Annotated in this window: 16 protein-coding genes; 2 read left to right on the top strand and 14 right to left on the bottom strand. The window is 44.7% G+C overall.

Features of this window, described 5'->3' with window-relative positions:
- Positions 1-27: 27 nt before the first annotated feature.
- Positions 28-681, top strand: coding sequence for a CoA transferase subunit B (locus OQ279_RS11705; protein ID WP_266070112.1), 654 nt, complete (start codon positions 28-30; stop codon positions 679-681).
- Between the two features lie 110 nt (positions 682-791).
- Here the strand turns inward: OQ279_RS11705 and OQ279_RS11700 are convergent, their stop codons facing one another.
- From OQ279_RS11700 to lplA, 6 genes are all read right to left on the bottom strand, one after another.
- The gene (locus OQ279_RS11700; protein ID WP_266070111.1) at positions 792-1154 is read right to left on the bottom strand and encodes a DUF6616 family protein; all 363 of its coding nucleotides are present in this window, start codon (positions 1152-1154) and stop codon (positions 792-794) included.
- 113 nt (positions 1155-1267) lie between these two features.
- Positions 1268-1990: a 3'-5' exonuclease gene (locus OQ279_RS11695; protein ID WP_266070110.1), complete on the bottom strand. Its 723-nt coding sequence runs from the start codon at positions 1988-1990 to the stop codon at positions 1268-1270.
- On the bottom strand, positions 1944-3128 hold the full coding sequence (locus OQ279_RS11690; RefSeq protein ID WP_266070109.1) for a serine hydrolase domain-containing protein: 1185 nt from the start codon (positions 3126-3128) through the stop codon (positions 1944-1946). Before OQ279_RS11690 ends, OQ279_RS11695 begins: the two co-directional genes overlap by 47 nt.
- A complete protein-coding gene (locus OQ279_RS11685; RefSeq protein ID WP_266070108.1) occupies positions 3125-3601 on the bottom strand; it encodes a methylated-DNA--[protein]-cysteine S-methyltransferase in 477 nt (158 codons plus the stop codon). Before OQ279_RS11685 ends, OQ279_RS11690 begins: the two co-directional genes overlap by 4 nt.
- Complete coding sequence (locus OQ279_RS11680) at positions 3594-4685, bottom strand: CNNM domain-containing protein (RefSeq protein WP_266070107.1); 1092 nt, start codon at positions 4683-4685, stop codon at positions 3594-3596. The genes OQ279_RS11685 and OQ279_RS11680 overlap by 8 nt, the downstream gene beginning before the upstream one ends.
- Before the next feature lie 24 nt (positions 4686-4709).
- The gene (gene lplA / locus OQ279_RS11675) at positions 4710-5690 is read right to left on the bottom strand and encodes a lipoate--protein ligase (RefSeq protein WP_266070106.1); all 981 of its coding nucleotides are present in this window, start codon (positions 5688-5690) and stop codon (positions 4710-4712) included.
- A 150-nt stretch (positions 5691-5840) separates the two neighbouring features.
- On the opposite strand from lplA, the gene OQ279_RS11670 reads away from it, so the two are divergent.
- Complete coding sequence (locus OQ279_RS11670; RefSeq protein ID WP_266070105.1) at positions 5841-8012, top strand: S9 family peptidase; 2172 nt, start codon at positions 5841-5843, stop codon at positions 8010-8012.
- Positions 8013-8110: 98 nt separating this feature from the next.
- Here OQ279_RS11670 and OQ279_RS11665 read toward each other — a convergent pair whose 3' ends face one another.
- The 8 genes from OQ279_RS11665 to OQ279_RS11630 form a co-directional block, all read right to left on the bottom strand.
- Positions 8111-8905, bottom strand: a complete 795-nt coding sequence (locus OQ279_RS11665) for a TIGR04290 family methyltransferase (RefSeq protein ID WP_266070104.1) — start codon at positions 8903-8905, stop codon at positions 8111-8113.
- A gap of 2 nt (positions 8906-8907) precedes the next feature.
- The gene (locus OQ279_RS11660) at positions 8908-9984 is read right to left on the bottom strand and encodes a CgeB family protein (protein ID WP_266070103.1); all 1077 of its coding nucleotides are present in this window, start codon (positions 9982-9984) and stop codon (positions 8908-8910) included.
- A 12-nt stretch (positions 9985-9996) separates the two neighbouring features.
- Positions 9997-11100, bottom strand: coding sequence for a CgeB family protein (locus OQ279_RS11655; RefSeq protein ID WP_266070102.1), 1104 nt, complete (start codon positions 11098-11100; stop codon positions 9997-9999).
- Positions 11097-12233, bottom strand: coding sequence for a CgeB family protein (locus tag OQ279_RS11650; RefSeq protein ID WP_266070101.1), 1137 nt, complete (start codon positions 12231-12233; stop codon positions 11097-11099). The genes OQ279_RS11655 and OQ279_RS11650 overlap by 4 nt, the downstream gene beginning before the upstream one ends.
- Positions 12230-13321 carry a glycosyltransferase family 4 protein gene (locus tag OQ279_RS11645; RefSeq protein ID WP_266070100.1) on the bottom strand — a complete coding sequence of 364 codons (1092 nt, stop codon included), beginning with the start codon at positions 13319-13321 and terminating at the stop codon, positions 12230-12232. Before OQ279_RS11645 ends, OQ279_RS11650 begins: the two co-directional genes overlap by 4 nt.
- Before the next feature lie 4 nt (positions 13322-13325).
- Positions 13326-14339 carry a Gfo/Idh/MocA family protein gene (locus tag OQ279_RS11640; RefSeq protein ID WP_266070099.1) on the bottom strand — a complete coding sequence of 338 codons (1014 nt, stop codon included), beginning with the start codon at positions 14337-14339 and terminating at the stop codon, positions 13326-13328.
- Positions 14340-14341: 2 nt separating this feature from the next.
- Positions 14342-15352: an MDR/zinc-dependent alcohol dehydrogenase-like family protein gene (locus OQ279_RS11635; protein WP_266070098.1), complete on the bottom strand. Its 1011-nt coding sequence runs from the start codon at positions 15350-15352 to the stop codon at positions 14342-14344.
- The coding region (locus OQ279_RS11630) for a GDP-mannose 4,6-dehydratase (RefSeq protein WP_266070097.1) at positions 15349-16986 on the bottom strand (1638 nt) is incomplete at its 5' end. The genes OQ279_RS11635 and OQ279_RS11630, both read right to left, overlap by 4 nt.

The raw sequence follows: 16986 nt of genomic DNA, 5'->3' as shown, positions 1-16986 counted from the left end.
AAATCCACAAATCTTCAAATTATACAAATGTTAGATAAAAACGGAATTGCAAAAAGAATAGCACAGGAAGTAAAAGACGGCTACTACGTCAATCTCGGAATTGGGATTCCTACTTTGGTAGCCAATTTTGTGCGTGATGATATAGAGGTGGAGTTTCAAAGTGAAAACGGAATTCTGGGCATGGGACCTTTTCCTTTTGAAGGCGAAGAAGACCCCGATCTTATCAACGCCGGTAAACAAACTATCACTGCCTTACCCGGCGCCAGTTATTTTGACTCGGCTATGAGCTTTGGGATGATACGCGGTCAGCATGTAGATCTCACTATCCTGGGAGCCATGGAAGTGGCCGAGAACGGCGACATTGCCAACTGGAAGATTCCGGGGAAAATGGTGAAAGGAATGGGCGGTGCCATGGATCTTGTTGCCAGTGCCGAAAATATCATTGTGGCCATGATGCATACCAATCGCGCAGGGGAATCAAAGCTGCTGAAAAAATGTTCCCTGCCACTCACAGGAGTAGGCTGTGTTACCAAAATTGTAACTAACCTTGCAGTGATCGAGGTGACCGGGAAAGGATTTAAGCTGCTTGAAAGAGCACCGGGAGTGAGTGTAGAAGAAATTCAGAAGGCAACCGAAGGGACTTTAATAGTCGAAGGAGAAATTCCGGAGATGAAACTATAAAAGAAAAAGACCTGCAGGGTTTTCAAAACCTTACAGGTCTGTTTTTTCTGGTAAAGTATACTTCATTCAGACCTACAAGGTCTAAAAAAGACCTTGCAGGTCACTTGAATTTAATCCAAAATAGAAGTCGAATGTTTTTCAAGATTCACAAGAAAATCCATAGCTTCATTTAAAGGGAGCAGCTTTCCGCGGGTGTTAACCTGGCTAAAATATTTATGCCAGTGGGCTTCTTCAATTCCGTCTTCAAACTGTTCCACGGCTTCAAGGTTTGGCAGTTTCCAAATTGCAAAATAGCGATAGTCACTTCGGTAAGGGGTATGCTCATCATTCATGGCCCAACCGACGTTCTCTACCCCGGCACCACTCATTTTATCAATGGCATCTTTAACTTTATTCATGTAGGCCCGACGGTCTTCTTTAGAAAGATCCATCCAGTCCTTGGTTACATTCCATTGTTCTACGTATAAATACATAACAGGTTCGTTAGGTTAAACATTCCGTAAGGAGTCTCAAAAATGGCATTTTTGAGACTCTCTATTTTAAATATACTAAAACTTTGACAGGCAGTAGGATAAATAACAGTTCCTTAAGGAATCTCCACATGCATAATTTCGTCACTTTCAAGAAGCGGCTCCTGCCTTAGCCTAAGTATTACCTGCGCAATGGCCACCACATCTCTCTCGCAGTACGAAACTATCCTGCTTAGGTCACCTTCTTCATAAAACACCTTGCATACCTGGCTGCCGTCAATATCTTCTTTGGGAGAAGGTATTCCCAGTACATTACAAAGAAGTTTTAGCGAGGTGTAGTGTTTGTGATCTCCAAATTTCCACAATTCGAGGGTGTCTAAATGTGGCACTTCCCACGGCTTTTTTCCAAAGAGGTTAAGTTTGTTGGGCAGTTCAATATTGTGAATAAGCATTCTCCGGGCAATGTAAGGGAAATCGAATTCTTTCCCGTTATGGGCGCAGAGCAGGTGTTGGGGTCGGCCAAAATGCCTTTCAATAAGGCCTTTAAAGGCTGTTAGTAGCTCTTTTTCCTCTCCGCAGAAGGTTGTTGTCCTAAAAGTTCTTTTCTCTCCCTGAAAAGCGAAATACCCTACCGAAATACAAACAATCTTTCCAAATTCGGCCCAGATTCCGGCCCGGTCGTAAAACTCTTCGGGAGAAAATTCTTCTTTGCGCTGGTATTGAGATTTTGCTTCCCATAACTTCTGTTTTTCTTCAGAAAGTTCGGCAAAAGTGGCATTTTCGGGAACTGTTTCAATGTCCAGGAACAGCAGGTTGCGCAGCGCTATTTTCTTGATCATGAGCTTCAAGGGTGTTTAACACCTCCTCAAGATAAAAATAAAAATCATTGGGATGTTCTTTATCTTCAGGAACTTCTCCGCCTTCGTGCCCCAATCTTACTATGATGATATTTTTCTTCGGAAGTACGATCACATACTGTCCCAGTATTCCGCGGAAGTAAAACACTTGCTGCCCTTTAAATTCCTCAAGCCAGATGCCCAGCCCGTAATGTGGATAATCCTTCAGCTGCGGCCGAATTGATTCTGCCACATAAACCGAATCCAGCAGTGGTTTTCCGTTCCATTTTCCGAAGTCATTGTAAAGCTTTCCGAAGCGGGCAAAATCGCGAGCATTTGAAGCGATACAGCAATAGGCTTTTTCCATGCCGCTTTCTTCGCTGTCCAGCTGCCAAAGTGCGTAAGTCTCCATGCCCATGGGTTTCCAGTAGCTTTCACTCAGGTATTCAGAAACATTTTTTCCCGTTGCTTTTTCCAAAACCATAGCAAGCAGCAGCGTGTTGCCGCTCAGGTATTTAAAGTCCTTTCCGGGTTCTTCTACCACTTCCAGATCCATGACGATTTGCCTGATATTGTCATCAAGATAGGCTCTAATGGTCATGGAAAAAGGATTGTAATAATCTTCATCCCAGTTTAAACCTGAAGACATTGACACAAGATGGCGCAACTTGAGCCTTTCATCAAACTGCGGAAAAAAGTCGGCTACCGGTTGATCGAGGTTCTTGATATGACCTTCAAAAATGGCTTTTCCAAGCATTGCTGCCACGAGGCTTTTTGCGACCGAAAAAGAGTTGGTGTGCGAGAGCGGCCCGTATTCTTTAGAATAGCTTTCGTACAGGATGCTGTCATTTTTGATGATCAAAAAAGCAATGGTTTCGGCGGTTTTATTCTTCTCCTGAAGTTCTTTTGAAAGATCAAATTGGTTGTAATTCTTGTGCTGTGGCCACGGTTGGGGCGTTCCGGCTTCTATTTTGCGGTTGTCAAAGAATTTATGATCATCAATGTGGGCGGTAAGATGCCCCTGCAAATAAGTAGACTGAATGCCTTTGAAGATATAATCAAAATTGAACAGGTAGATAAGGCCAACGACAAGCGCCAGGAAAAGAAGGGTTCCAAAAATGCCTTTTTTGACACCTCTCATAGCGCAAGGCTTTGTTGTTTAGACGGCTGTTCGTGATCCAGCAACCACTTTTTTCGCCACAGTCCGCCGGCATATCCTGTCAGGGATCCGTCACTGCCAATTACTCTATGGCAGGGAACCAGGATCCACAGCGGGTTCTTTCCATTTGCTGCTGCCACGGCTCTTATCGCCAATGGGTCGCCAAGTTTCTTCGCCAGCTCCATGTAAGAAGCAGTCTTGCCATACGGGATGTTTTGCAGGGCCTGCCACACCCTCTTCTGAAAATCTGTACCCTGCGGATTAAGCTTAAGATCAAATTGCTGCAGCTCCCCCGAAAAATACTGCTGAAGCTGCTCTTTCGCCTCCTGAAGAAATGGCGTAGAAACTGAAGTTGTTTCGGATATTTCTTCGGTGAGATAAAGCTTTGAGATCCCATTGGCATCCCCTTCAAAAATTGCATTTCCGAGCGGCGTTTTTACCGAAGCTTTATTCATTGCTCTTTTCGTTGATATTAGACTGATCCTGCTTTAAAAGTCCCAGTTTACGGGCTCTTTTTTCCCAGTTTTCACGGGCCAGTACCTGCATATCCTGTACGTTGTCGCTCTCGTCCATAATCTCCAGCCCCATGAGGGTTTCAATAATGTCTTCCATAGTAACAAGACCAATAGTGTTACCATAGTGATCTACCACCATGGCGAGATGTGTTCTCTCCTGTATAAAACGATTGAATAACTGCGGAATTGGCGTATCTTCAGAAGTCATGGGGATGTTCCTCTTTAAAGTGCTAAGAGGCTCGGGCCCTTTTTGATCTACCATTTCTTCAAGGATATCATCTTTTAAGACAAATCCTGTAATGTTATTCTGCCTCTTGTCATACAACGGAATACGCGAAAACTTCAAATTTCGATGCTCCCTGTGAAAATCTTCTATACTTCTGTTTTCATCTTCGGTCACGGCAACAGAGAAAGGGGTCATCACATCTTTGGCCTTCACTTTTTTGAACAGGAGCATGTTCTTGATCACGGTGGTTTCCTGCTCTTCAAAAACCCCTTCTTCTTCGGCTACATCGGTAATTGCAATGAATTCTTCCCGGCTCATGGAAGACACGTGTGCCGATTTCCCAATGAGTTTTGTAGTGAGCATCATGAGCCACAGCACACCGCTGTATTTTAACGGGATAATAAAAGCCGTAAGGGATTTCGCAGTAAAATTCCCAAGATTTTTCCAGTAGGTGGCGCCAATGGTTTTCGGGATTATTTCAGAAACAATTAAAATCGCAAGGGTCATTATAGCCGAAACTATTCCCACTGCGTTACCGCCGTCGCCATATACTTTCTCTGCCTGCACCCCCACAAGAATTGCACCCACGGTGTGTGCGATGGTGTTAATGGTGAGAATGGCGATTAAAGGCTTGTCAACGTCTTGTTTAAATTTGGTGAGCGTGCGGGCGTAACCTTTGCCCTCTCTCAGTTTTATCTTGAGAAATGAGGGTGTAAAGCTCAAAAAAGCTGCCTCCAGGATAGAGCACATGAAAGAAAAGAAAATGGCAAGGACCGCATATAAAATAAGTAATTCCATTCAGGTTTTTTTGGTTAGTAATCTTTAAAACATGATTGCCACAAGGTCATCTTCGCTAATCTTGTTGAAATATTCTCCCAGGTCAAACTGAGATAATTTTTGCCGAATCATCTTTTCTTCGTGCCGGGTATTCTCAAGGGCTTCTTCTATGGGGCCTATATCGCGAATATGGAAAAAATCGCCGGTAATCTTCACCTTTTGAATGATCCCATTGGTCACGTTCATATTCATCTCTACAGTGCCGCCGGGAGTGCGGGCGCCCTGCTTAAAATTATAGTCGGGCGAGTAGCCAAAATTCCATTCCCAGGTGCTGTATTTTTCATCCCTTATCTTCTGGATTGCAGCCAAATCTTCATCGGTGAATTCGTAAAGTCGCGCATCTTCAAAATTGTGGATAATGTAATCCATAATCTTATTGGTAAACTCATCAAGACTAATTTTTTCGGGAAGGTGATCGCTGATATTGGTCACGCGGTTGGGAACCGATTTTACGCCTCTATCCTTGTATTTTAAAGGGTTGATCTTAAGCGCCCCGCTCACATCTGTCATTTCTGAAGAAAAGAGCAGCGTGCCGTGATGCAGCACCTTGTTCTTAAAAACGTGCTCGGCGTTGCCCGAAAATTTCTTCCCTTCAATGGTGAGGTCATTACGGCCTTCAAATTTTGCGTTCACTCCCAGTTCCTTCAGCACCGCAATGATTGGCCGCGTGTAACGTTCAAAATCTATCATTTCATAATTCTCGCCCGTGCGGGTAAACGAGAAGTTAAGGTTGCCCAGGTCGTGATACACTGCACCGCCACCAGAGAGCCGCCTTACCACCTTTATCCCTCTTTCCTTTACATAGTCGTGGTTGATCTCTGCCTGGGTGTTCTGGTGTTTGCCCACAATGATCGCATTGTCATTGCGCCACAGCATAAAACAGTCTTCTTTGATGTGTTTAAAAATATACTCATCTGTAGCTATATTGAAGTAAGGGTCTGTAGAATGGTGTTTTATACAAAGCATGTTGTGGTAGTATTTCTTCAAAAATAAGAAAGCTGAGACGGAAACTTCCCAAAAGAGAATTAATTCTGCATTTTTTGACAGGTAAACGTGTGTATTTTTTACAAAAACTACTTTGTGTATCTTGTCCCTGAAGTTTTCTAAAGTAAAATCATGAAGAAAATCCCATTTTTGAGCAGCCTGTTTTTGCTGACGTTTTTAAGCACTTTTGCCCAACAGCCTGTCAAACAAATTACGGTCGAAGATTACGCGCAGGCCACAAAATTCCTTCGTTTTAATACAAATGATCTGGTTTACCGGAGTAATGTAAGGCCAACCTGGCTTGAAGATGGCCGTTTCTGGTATAGGATAAATACTTCGGAAGGAACCCAATATGTACTGGTAGATCCTTCTTCAGGAAAAAAAAATACAGCTTCTTCTTTGGCCGAGTTGCTTCCGAAGAAAGAGGAAAAGACAACAACGCCCGAAGTTTCACGAGATGAGATCCTGTCGCCAGATGCCAAGAAGGTGGTTTACATCAAAGACTGGAACCTGTGGCTGCGCAATCTCGAAACCGGGGAAGAAAAACAACTCACCAAAGACGGGATAGAAAACTTTGGTTACGCTACAGATAATGCCGGGTGGAGAAAGAGTGACAGGCCTATTGTGCTCTGGTCGCCCGATTCTAAAAAGCTTGCTACCTACAGGCAGGATCAAAGACACATTAGCGATATGTACCTGGTGGAGACAAAGGTTGGTGCTCCAAACCTGCAAAAGTGGAAATACCCGCTGCCCGAAGATGAAGAGGTGATCAAGATACATCGTGTGATTGTGGAGGTAGATAACCCCAAGGTGATTGAACTGCAAACAGAGCCCGATCCTCGCCGCGGAACATTATGTGATGATATTTCCTGCAGCGGTGCCTTTGACGATAATTATTGGAATGAAGATGCCACGAAACTCGCATTTGTTTCTACTTCTCGCGACCATAAAGAAGCCAAACTGCAATTAGCCGATGCTGCTACCGGTGAGGTAAAAGAAATTTTTACTGAAACTATAGAAACTCAGTATGAATCGGGGCAGGGCAGCATCAACTGGAAATATTTGCCAAAGAGCAACGAGATCATCTGGTATTCTGAAAGGGATAACTGGGGGCACCTGTATTTGTACGACCTCAACACCGGTAAACTGAAGCAGCAAATTACCAAAGGAGATTTTGTAGTGACCCGGCTGCTTCATGTAGACGAGAAAAACCGTGTGCTTTACTTCGAGGCCAATGGTAAGGAAGCAGGGCGTGATCCATATTTTTCACATTTGTACCGTGTAGATTTCAGCGGAAAAAACCTTAAACTCCTAACCCCCGAAAATGCCAACCACAACATTTATTTTTCTCCAGATCACGAATATTTTGTTGATAGTTATTCCACGCCAACCACGCCACCTGTTGCGGTGCTTCGGAATAAAAAGGGAAAGAAAATTGCCATTTTAGAGGAGTCAGATATTTCCCGATTAAAGGCAATAGGTTGGAAAGCGCCACAGCCCGTTACGGTAAAGTCGGCAGATGGGCAGTGGGATCTTTACGGCCTCATGTTCACGCCCACTCATCTTGATGAAAACAAAAAGTATCCGGTGGTGAATTATGTTTACCCGGGGCCGCAGGGAGGTAGTGTGGGAAGTCGAAATTTCTCGGCTGCACGCAGCGATCATCAGGCACTGGCCGAACTGGGGTTTGTGGTGATACTCATTGACGGTTCGTGTAATCCAGGTCGTTCCAAAGCTTTTCACGATGCCTGCTACGGAGATATTTCAGGAAACACCTTAGAAGATCAAAAAGCCGGAATAAGACAACTTGCCAAAAAATATCCTTACATAGATGCTGAAAAAGTTGGGATCTGGGGGCATTCGGGAGGTGGTTTTGCCGCCGCTGCAGCTATGTTTCGCCATCCCGAATTTTATTCGGTAGGGATTGCTGAGTCTGGTAACCACGATAACCGCAATTACGAAGATGATTGGGGAGAGAGGTATATCGGGTTGATGACCAAAGGTCCCGATAGCAAAGATAATTACGATGCGCAGGCCAACCAGAACTACGCCGAAAACCTGCAGGGAAAGCTCCTGCTGGCCCACGGCGGATTAGATGACAATGTGCCGCCTTATAATTCTTACCTGGTTGTTGACGCGCTTATAGATGCAAATAAGGATTTTGATCTTATTATTTTTCCCAATGCCCGCCATGGGTTTGGAGAAGATTCTTACTACATGATGCGTCGCCGCTGGGATTATTTTGTGGAGCACCTGCTGGGAGCAACTCCGCCCGAAAATTTTGTTATCGAACCTAAACGCTAAAACACAGAGACCTGTGAGGTTTTTAAAACCTCACAGGTCTTCTTTTTTAAAATTCATAGTTTCTTTTTGCTTCGGAGCCGCAATATATTACGGCTTTACTACTTCTTGGTTTTTTTATCTACCTCTTCTTTCCAGTCTTTACCCACTGCCGAGAGATATTCAGAATAATTCCAGGTGTCAAGGCTGGAGTGCAGCGAGGCATCTTTTTTAGCCACGTAGGTTTCATCTTCGGGCATGGCGGTTACTTTGAGTCCGCAGCTTTGCAGCATCGAAATAATGCCTTGGTGGTTTGGAGCCCACCAGTTGGTAGGATCTCCTGCAAGTTTATGCTCTATAAATGCCATTTTTGGCCAGGCATCTTCTTTCATGATCTCCCGTTTGTGAAATTCCACATCTTCGGGTACTTCCATTTCTTCCTGCCCGGGCAGGGAAAGCGTTTGGAAGACCATCTTTTTTTTCACTTTTTGAGATAAAATGTCAAGGGCCAGCATAGGGTAGCGCAAATGGTAAAAAACGCCCATAAACCAGATGAGGTCAAACTTTTCTTCGGAATGGGCAAGGTCATACACCTGCATTTGTTTAAACCTGATCTTATCGTCAAGGCCAAATTTTTTTGCTGCCCATTTTGCCTGCTTCAGGTAATGTTCATCAAGATCTATGGCCAGCACATCGGCCCCGCGTTTTGCCAGTTCCAGCGAGTAAAACCCGGCATTGCAGCCAATGTCAAGTACTTTCCAGCCTTCAAGATCCTGCGGAATACTCTCTTTGATCTTTTCCCATTTAAAACCGGGAAAATCTCCCAGAAAATGATTGGGAGCCGTTTGAGTACCATCGGGTAAATGGATATTATGGAACCAGGGTTCGAGTTCTTTTACTTCAGTTTGCGTAGACATATTTAAACTTTTTCTGAAGGCTGGTGTACCTCCTTCACATAATTTATCAATTCTTTTGCTCTCGCCCGTGCAGTGTGAGATTTCAGTACTTTTTGCCTGGCGTTTTCGCCAATCTCCTTTCTCTGTGATTCCAAAGTATTTCTGAAATATTCCTCTACTTCGTCGCTGCTTCGGGCAATGAGGATCTCGGTGCCCTGATCAAAAATGCTGTGGATGCCATCCCAGTAATCTGAAATTATCGGCACACCACATGCTGCAGCTTCAAACAGCCGCACGCTGGGGGAATAACCTGCTTTTATCATATCCTGCCGGGTGACATTCAGGGTAAATTCCTGCGAGTTGTAGAACTTACGGTGTTCAGCAGGAGGGAGGTGGTCAATGCGCTCTACATTCTTAGACCAGGCATAATCTTCGGGATATTGCGGCCCTGCAACCACAAATTTTTCCGAAAAAAAGTTAGCGGCAGGTTTGTTGAGCAATTCTTCTACTGTAGGTTGCCGGTCATCGCTGTAAGTTCCAAGGTATCCCAGCTTAAAGTCTTTTGGTTGATCTTCGGGGTAATAAAGATCGGGGTCTACCGAACAATATAAAGCTCTAGCCATAGGAGAACCATAGTGATCTTCGAGGTGCTTCAAAATTGGACCTCCCGAAAATGACAAATAAAGATCATATTTTGGGATGATATTGGGGTCGAGATATTCGTAGTCTTTTCTTTCAAGTTTGGCCAAAGTTACGGGTGTATCAATATCGTAAAAAGCTGTAACGCCGTTGGCAGTTTCTATGGCCCAGTTGCCCACTTCTACCCCTTGCTGCACATAAGAACCTACTATGACTACATCGGCTTCGGCAACTTCTTTTTTATAGTCGGTTTTTAGCTCTTCATTGGTTTTATAGAGGCCTACCTTACAAAAATCGGGTGCAGGCATATCGCGGTGGGGCGAATACCAGGGCACATCTTTCTCGAGGAACAGTATGTCATGCCCCAGCGCCTTTAGCTCTTTGAGAAGCGCACGATAGGTGGTGGCGTGCCCGTTTCCCCATGATGAAGTGACCGAAAGTCCTATAATAACAAATTTCATTAGCTGGTGTTTTTATTCAACGGGTTTGGTTTCGGCTTTTAATTTTTCAGAAATAACCGATTCCAGCAGTTCGGCCCTATGCTCGTAGGTGTGGGCAGAGAGTACCTTTTTATATGCTGCATCGCCTATTTGTTTGGCTTTTTCTGAAGTAAGGCCCGCAAGGATCATTTCTACCTCTTCCCCGCTGTTGGCCACCAGGATCTCTTTCCCAGGTTCAAAGAAGGTCTCAATCCCTTTCCAGTAATCTGTTATTAAACAGGCACCGGCACCGGCAGCTTCAAAGACACGGGTGGCAGGAGAGAAGCCGTATTTGGCCATACTGTCACGGCTTATGTTTAAAACTGCTTTTGGGGTACAGTTAAAGGCGTTGTGATCTTTAGTATAAACATGCCCCAGATATTTTATGTTTTTGGGCATGGATTTATCGCCCCAGCCGCTGCCGCCAAGCAGGAATTTTTCTTCGGAAAGATTTTGCGCCGGTTTGATAAAGAATTCTTCTACCCGCTTTTCACGGTCGGGAAGACGGTTGCCCAAAAAGGCCAAAGTACCATCAAATTCTTTTTGTGGTTCCACAGGAAAATGGGTGTCGGTATCCAGAGCGTTGTAGATAGGAATACATCTTTTTGCGCCGTTGCGCTCGTAAGCGTCTATTACCGGCTGCCCGCCACCATAGGTGAGCACAAAGTCGTACCTGGGAACAAGGGCATTGAAAGGATCTGAAGGGTCAGATTCTATCCTGTCTAACGTGGCAGGGGCGTCAACATCCCAAAAAATGATAAGGTTGTCATCTTTCTTCAGCTGTACTACGGCATCTTCAAGAAAATCATCAAATGCGCCAACGCCGCTGGCTTTTATGATGACGTCGGCTTCCGAAGCTTCCCTTAGCAACGCCTGCAGGCTCACTTTATCTTCAGGATAAACCACCACTTTACACCATTCGGGATCTTCTATATCCCGGTGCTTCTGGCGTTCGTAAATATCGGGTTCGTAAAATGTCACTTCGTGCCCCATTTTATGTAGCGCCTTAACAATGCCCCGGTAGTAAGTTGCGGCACCGTTCCAATAAGCCGATACGATACTGGAGCCAAAAAAGGCAATTTTCAGGTCTCTTTTCATGCTTCCATGGTTTTGTGGTGAATGGGAAAGATATTGTCTTTGGGCATACCAATTTCCTGTAAAATACCTTCTAAAGTATTTACTTTATGGGCGCAGGTATGATTCTCGAGGATGGTTTTTCTTCCATTGTCGGAGAGGCTTTTCGCCAGGTGCGGACTCTTAAGTACCTCGGCAAGTTTGTAGCCCATATCATTTCCGTCTTTTGCGATCAAATAATCTTCGCCGGGTGTGAAGAGATCTTCGGCATCATTCCAGGGAGAACAAATAAGCGGAATTCCGCAGGATAACGCTTCAAACGGCCTGATTGTAGGTATTCCCGGCAACATTTCAACATAAGGCCGTCGCGGCACATGTACCGTCACCTTGTATTTGGCAAAAACCTCGGGCACCTTGTAGTTTGGCAGGTAACCCCCATATTCAATCCCGGCATCGGCCAGGGCTTTTTGAGCTTTTTCAGGATAGCGAACGCCGTAGACCTTTGCTTTCAGCTTTAACTCTTTAATGGGTTTTATAAGGAATTCCATGAGTTCTTCGGTACGTTCACCGTCGCCCCAGTTGCCAATCCACACCAGGTCGCCTTCTTTTTCTTCATCGCGGTTGGGGCTAAAGAAATCGGCGTCGGCTGCTTCATGCCAGGTCCATACTTTGTCTACCCAATTCTTTTCTTCGTAGATCTTCTTAATCACATCTCCAAAGACGAGAGCCCCGTCAAAGTGTGAAAAATCGAATTTCTTCATTTCCTCTTCAGCTGAAACTGCCCGGTGATGGGTATCGTGAAATAGCAATTTGAAATTGAATTTTTCCTTTTTTCGGCCTATTTCAGCAATAAGGCTGGGCTCATTCCACTCGTGAACGATCACAAGGTCGGCGTTGCTCAATATGTTTTGATAGTTCAGTTTTTTCTCGGGATTGTAGAACTGCGGGTTTAGCGACGGATAATACTGCCTGAACTCATCAAGCTGCTCGGCCCCATGATCCTTCAGCAGGTTTTGCAGGCTCCAGCCACCTTCGGGTTCATAGACATCTACGTCGTGCCCTCGTTTTTGTAGTTCCTTGACAATTCCGCGTAAAAAATGCGCATTCCCGTGATTCCAGTCGGAATAGAGGGAATGGTAAAACATCACTATTTTCATAGACTTATTAATTTGTATTCTTTTTCAAGTATTTCGCGATAGAGGTCGTTATAGGCGGCCCCCATTTTTTCTGCGGAATACTGTTTTGCCCGTTCTCTTGCTTTTGCTGAAAGTTGCTCTAAAAACTCAGGACTTTCAAGTAGCCGAACAATGGTTTTTTCGGCTTCTTCTTCGTTTTCGGGGTCAAAGAACAAGGCACTACCATCCCATAACTCCTGAAGCGTATCGAGGTTGCTCAACACCAGTGCACATCCATTGCCCGCAGCCTCAAGAATAGCAAGGCCAAAGGGTTCATAGCGGGTAGGGCTCACAAAGATGCTGGCGCGCTGCATCCAGTGCTGCACTTCTTCGGGGGTTAATTTTCCGAGGAATTTTACATTTTCGAGCTTGCATTTTTTCCCTGTATCAGGGTGGATTGCTGCACCGGCAACATATACCGGCCATGGCAATCTTTCGGCAATGTTCGAAAGCAAAGGCAGATTTTTAGCTTCATCCCACATCCTGCCCATGCATAAAATGAATTTTTCTTTTGGCGCTTTTACTTCCGAAGGAACAACTCTTCCGTTACTTATAACTTTAGATTTTGAACTGAACTGATGGATCTCCTTCGCCTTTTGAAGAATGGCTTTTGTAGGAGCAACTACCATGTTCGAATCTTCAAGCGATTCTTTTACAGTTTGCGTGTAATGATCCCATTCATGAGGTGCTTTAATGCCCTTTACTGCCTGCCACCAGGTTTGCACACAGGAGTGGAAAACCGTTACTACCGGCGCAGTCCATTCTTTTTCTACCTGTGCGTAGTTGTTGAGGTGAACAATATCGGGTTGTATGGTTTGATAAATACAGTTGATCCATTTTCGCGACCGCTCTACGTCTTCCCAGGGATCTTCCATCCATTCGAGCTTAAAGTCGCTCTTGTAAAAAGTGACGTTGGAGATCTCCCCGGCTTCCACCTGTTGTGCCGGTGATGGCCAGGCGCCCATGGCCACCAGGTGTACCTGCACATCATACTGCGCAAGGGCCCGGCATAGCTCCAGGGAATACACCCATACGCCGCCTACCGTATCGGTAGTCATTAGAATCTTCATTTGCTTATCTTCCATAAATTCGGTCTATTACCTGGGCTGTTTTTATAAATTGAGTGGCAGTTTTCTCGTCAAAAGTGTCATTTTCAAGAAGGTTTTCTACCCATACCACTCCGGCGCGGCCACTCCACTCATCGGGTGGTGTTACAAGAGTTTCGGTTTGGGTACCGTGATATTTTTCGGCTTTAAAATCATAGAAAGAGCCGTTGATATTTTTGAAGGAAGCACCTCCTTTTGTACCGTAAAAAGTGGCTTCTATGATCGCATCCTTTCCGGCAGAAACATGCCAGGAACACTCGAGGTTTATTGCCTGATCTTTTTCTGAAGTCATTGCAACACTTGCAAAATCTTCTACATGTTCTTCAAAAGAAGTGAGTTTTTGTCCTTTGTGGTACAAGCGGCTCTGCACGTCTTTGATCTCAGGGAAATCAAGGCTCCACAGGGCGAGATCTATCAGGTGGATACCAAGATCCATCACGCAACCTCCGCCCGATCTTTTAATGTCGTAGAACCATTCCTTATCTGGCCCGTAGGCATTGTGAAAGGTGAGGTCTACGGCAAAGATGTCTCCTATTTCCCCTTTTTGGATGGTATCGTAAACCGCTTTAAAAGCTTTGGTGTAACGGTAGGAAAGATCTACAGAAAGCAGCTTATTTGCCTCGCGAGAGGCTGCGACCACCTGTTCTACTTCTTCGGCGGTACGGCCCAGCGGCTTTTGGCAAAAGACAGCCTTTCCGGCTTTTAATGCTTCCATACTTTGTTGAGCATGCATAGCACTTGGGGTGGCAATAACAATTCCATCGAGATCCTTTTCAGCAAAAAGTGCTTCAGAAGAGGTCTTTAAAATGGCATTTTTGGCACTCTTTTTTGCAGCATCGCAATTTTCAGAATCTGGTTCGGTGATCGCAGCTGCTTTTGCGCCGGTGTTATTGAGAATAGCTTCCATCCGGTTGCGGCCTATCCAGCCTACGCCAAGGAAACCTAATGATAATTCTTTTTTGGTGGGTTGAGTTGCGATCATTCTTAGTTGACAATTAAAGCTTTTATAAATCCGTCTGGCCTTTGGGTTAAATGTTCATAGGCTTTTTCCATTTCTTCAAGAGAGAATTTGTGGGTAAACAGGGGGAAAGGATCCATTTTACCGTCTTCCACGGCTTTTATGGCATTTTTGATCCCTTTTATGTATTGCTGCGGATCCCTCTCGTGGGCACTTATCATATCTATGCCGCGCCAGTTGAGCATTTGCACGTTTATGCTGCGCATCCCATCCTGATGAAAGCCGGCAACAATAAGTTTTCCTCTTTCGCCTGTAAGTTCTATGGAGAGGTTAAGCGGCCATTCCTTTCCTGTACATTCTATCACCCGCTCACAAAAGTTTTCTTCGGTTAATTCCTTTACTTTTTCAATGATCTTGTAGTGATCATCCATTTCTATCAAATGATCGGCCCCTGCTTTTTGGGCGGCCTTTAGGGAGAATTCCCTTCTGGATACAGCAATTACTTCGGCGCCGGCCGATTTTGCCAGTTGAGTGAGAAGCAGTCCTAAAAATCCGCTCCCAACAACAGCAACTTTTTGGCCTTTTTGGATATCGCTGCGTTCAAAGATGTTCATGGCGCAGCCAAGGGGTTCACCGGGGAAAGGTTTCCCCTCTAAAGAAGCAGGGAGTTTTACTGTGCTTTCTTCTTTTGCTATATCGTGCGTGGCATAGGCATTATAGGTGAGGGCAGTTACCCTGTCGCCCTTTTTAAATTTTGTCACTCCTTCTCCCACGGCATCTATCACCCCCCAGCCTTCGTGGCCCGGTTCTCCCGGAGTTACAGGATAATTGAACCAGTCGCGGCCTTCCCACACCGGAATGTTTGAAGCGCATACGCCGCTGCCTTCCAGCTTTATTCGTACTTCTCCCTGGCCGGGTTCGGCTACTTTTATTTGTTCAACATCAACTTTTTGAGGGGCTTGTAAAACTGCGGCTTTTGCAGTTGCAGTGTTTTCTTCTACAGGTGCTTTTTCCTGTACAGCCTGCGGTGAACTCATATGGCGATTTCTTTTGTAGGATTTAAATTTGCTGGTAACTCAATATTTCGGTTTTCACAAAGCCATTTCAGGAGGTGTTCAACCCCTTTATCTACAGAATACTTGGGCTGCCAGCCGGTGGCTTCTTTGAATTTGCTGGTGTTGGACACATAGTAGAATTGATCTCCCGTACGCCAGTCTTCAAAACTCACGTTCATTTCTTTTCCGGCTTTTTCCCTTATGGTGTTAAGGATCTCCAGGAGACTAACTGTATTTTGAGGTCCGCCGCCGATATTAAATACCTGCCCCGCCAGTTTATCAATGTTCTTGTGGGCCAGCATAAAGGCATCAATCAGGTCTTCTACAAAGAGAATGTCCCGCACCTGTTTTCCGTTTCCGTAGATGGTTATGGGCTTGTCTTCAAGTGCACTAATTAAAAAATGTGCTACCCAGCCCTGGTCTTCGGTACCAAACTGGTGTGGGCCGTAGATGCAACTCATTCTGAATACAGCCGTTTTTAAACCGTAGGTTCTCGAATAATCAAGAATATACTGATCTGCAGCTCCTTTTGAGCAGCCATAAGGGCTATGGAAGTCCAGCGGGATCTTTTCGTTGATCCCATATTCTTTAATTTTTGAATCGGCAGGATAGAACCTGGTTTCATTTTCAACCATTTTTACATCCTGAAGATTTCCATAAACCTTGTTGGTAGAAGTAAAGATCAATGACGGCTGATGTTCACTCTTTCTTATGGCTTCCAGAAGATGGAAGGTGCCGTTGAGGTTTACGTTAAAATCGTGAATAGGATTGGTGACCGATGATGTCACAGCAACCTGTGCGCAGAGATGGAAAACTTCGGAAGCATGGTTCACGCATTCCTGAAGTATTCGCGTTTCATTGATGTCTGAGATTTGAATAATGAGCTTATCTCCATATTCCTTCTGAAGCCATTGAAGGTTCTCTTCAACCCCATCTCTAAATAGGCTGTCATAGATCATCACCTTTTTCCCTTCAGAAAGGAATCTTGAAGCGAGATTAGTGCCAATAAAACCGGCACCTCCGGTTATCAGGGTATATTTCTCATCGGTTTTTACCCTGTACTGTTTCTGAATATAATCCTGATGTTTTACCTGTTCAAGACCATTTTTCTCGAGGAGTTTGTACAGCAGCTTTTTGGTTTCGTCAGTCTTTTTTAATCCGAAGTGGTATTCCCTCTCATCAAGGTGGAAACCACCAACGGTGGAATTTACGGGATCGAGATCTTTTAAAGAATACCAGTAGATCCTGTCGGCATCGGCATTGAGAACATTTTTAAATTCCTGGTATTGCTTGACTTCATCATTTTGCCAGGTGGAGAAACCGGCTTCAGAGATCCAGATCTCTTTACTGTACCCAAATTTCTCCATCACTTCTTTTATGCACTTGATATTGACATCCCAGCCTTTCCACTGTTGGTCAAAAACATGAGGGAAACCATGAATTCCCACTGCATCTATATGATCAAGCACTTTCTGCTCAATCATCATCTGCATCCAGTTAGGATCAATGGGACTCATCCCTCCAAGCAGGGTCTTTTTTCCCCTTTTTTGAGCCCAATGTGCCGCCATGCCTATCATGGTAGAGAATTTGTTCCAGGAATAATCAAGGGTAAAATC

It is taken from the genome of Salinimicrobium profundisediminis (assembly GCF_026241755.1).
GTDB lineage: Bacteria > Bacteroidota > Bacteroidia > Flavobacteriales > Flavobacteriaceae > Salinimicrobium > Salinimicrobium profundisediminis.
Note: the sequence above shows the minus strand (reverse complement) of the source record. Positions and strands in the feature narration are given on the sequence as shown.

Coding starts and splice junctions, on each gene's coding strand:
- OQ279_RS11705 (WP_266070112.1), top strand. CDS start 28: ATGTTAGATAAAAACGGAATTGCAAAAAGAATAGCACAGGAAGTAAAA.
- OQ279_RS11700 (WP_266070111.1), bottom strand. CDS start 1,154: ATGTATTTATACGTAGAACAATGGAATGTAACCAAGGACTGGATGGAT.
- OQ279_RS11695 (WP_266070110.1), bottom strand. CDS start 1,990: ATGATCAAGAAAATAGCGCTGCGCAACCTGCTGTTCCTGGACATTGAA.
- OQ279_RS11690 (WP_266070109.1), bottom strand. CDS start 3,128: ATGAGAGGTGTCAAAAAAGGCATTTTTGGAACCCTTCTTTTCCTGGCG.
- OQ279_RS11685 (WP_266070108.1), bottom strand. CDS start 3,601: ATGAATAAAGCTTCGGTAAAAACGCCGCTCGGAAATGCAATTTTTGAA.
- OQ279_RS11680 (WP_266070107.1), bottom strand. CDS start 4,685: ATGGAATTACTTATTTTATATGCGGTCCTTGCCATTTTCTTTTCTTTC.
- lplA (WP_266070106.1), bottom strand. CDS start 5,690: ATGCTTTGTATAAAACACCATTCTACAGACCCTTACTTCAATATAGCT.
- OQ279_RS11670 (WP_266070105.1), top strand. CDS start 5,841: ATGAAGAAAATCCCATTTTTGAGCAGCCTGTTTTTGCTGACGTTTTTA.
- OQ279_RS11665 (WP_266070104.1), bottom strand. CDS start 8,905: ATGTCTACGCAAACTGAAGTAAAAGAACTCGAACCCTGGTTCCATAAT.
- OQ279_RS11660 (WP_266070103.1), bottom strand. CDS start 9,984: ATGAAATTTGTTATTATAGGACTTTCGGTCACTTCATCATGGGGAAAC.
- OQ279_RS11655 (WP_266070102.1), bottom strand. CDS start 11,100: ATGAAAAGAGACCTGAAAATTGCCTTTTTTGGCTCCAGTATCGTATCG.
- OQ279_RS11650 (WP_266070101.1), bottom strand. CDS start 12,233: ATGAAAATAGTGATGTTTTACCATTCCCTCTATTCCGACTGGAATCAC.
- OQ279_RS11645 (WP_266070100.1), bottom strand. CDS start 13,321: ATGAAGATTCTAATGACTACCGATACGGTAGGCGGCGTATGGGTGTAT.
- OQ279_RS11640 (WP_266070099.1), bottom strand. CDS start 14,339: ATGATCGCAACTCAACCCACCAAAAAAGAATTATCATTAGGTTTCCTT.
- OQ279_RS11635 (WP_266070098.1), bottom strand. CDS start 15,352: ATGAGTTCACCGCAGGCTGTACAGGAAAAAGCACCTGTAGAAGAAAAC.